We start from the raw sequence: 633 nt of genomic DNA, 5'->3' as shown, positions 1-633 counted from the left end.
CGGCCTGCTTCAGCGTGGCGATGATCTGTGTCTCGGTGAACTTCGATGTGCGCATGGAACCTCCTGACTTGGGAAAGATGCCAGAAAGATCTACTTATGCGGTGTCTGCGGATCGGGGGAGCTTACGGCCCGGAGTTTGTCGCATTGGCCTTGGCCGAGTGGGCCGAGCGCAAGGGCATCGCCTTGGACTTCATCGAGCCGGGGCGTCCAATGCAAAACGGTTTTATCGAACGCTTCAACGGCAGCTATCGGCGCGGCGTGCTTGACATGCATATCTTCCGCACGCTGAGCGAGGTTCGCGAACAAACCGAATACTGGCTGGCCGACTACAACCAGCAGATCCCCCACGACAGCCTGGGCGGGCTAACGCCCGCCGAGTTCCGTGATCAACATCAACCGCAGACCTCTAGTTTTGGCTGGCACTGAATTAAGTGGAGTCGACACTGTGGATGAAGCGAAAGCAGTTACTGCCTGCTATGGGGAGCGTGCGCCTGTGATCCGTGGAACGGGTTCACCCCCGTTTTCACGGACACTTACAAGAAGGCCGATCAAGGCCATGAGGAGTGTTCATGTCAAAGCGCAGGAAGTTCACTGCCGAGTTCAAGCGTGGCGCGGTTGAGCAGGCCAGCCAGC

1 pseudogene is annotated in these 633 nt (G+C 58.1%); it reads left to right on the top strand.

What is annotated here, in order from left to right:
* Window positions 1-126 precede the first annotated feature (126 nt).
* A pseudogene (locus F7R02_RS25780) lies at window positions 127-426 on the top strand (integrase core domain-containing protein); the annotation flags it as partial.
* Between the last annotated feature and the right edge of the window lie 207 nt (window positions 427-633).

The organism is Xanthomonas cissicola (genome assembly GCF_008801575.1).
Taxonomy (GTDB): domain Bacteria; phylum Pseudomonadota; class Gammaproteobacteria; order Xanthomonadales; family Xanthomonadaceae; genus Xanthomonas; species Xanthomonas cissicola.
The sequence above is the reverse complement of the archived record's forward strand: the minus strand, read 5'-3'. Positions and strand labels throughout refer to the sequence as shown.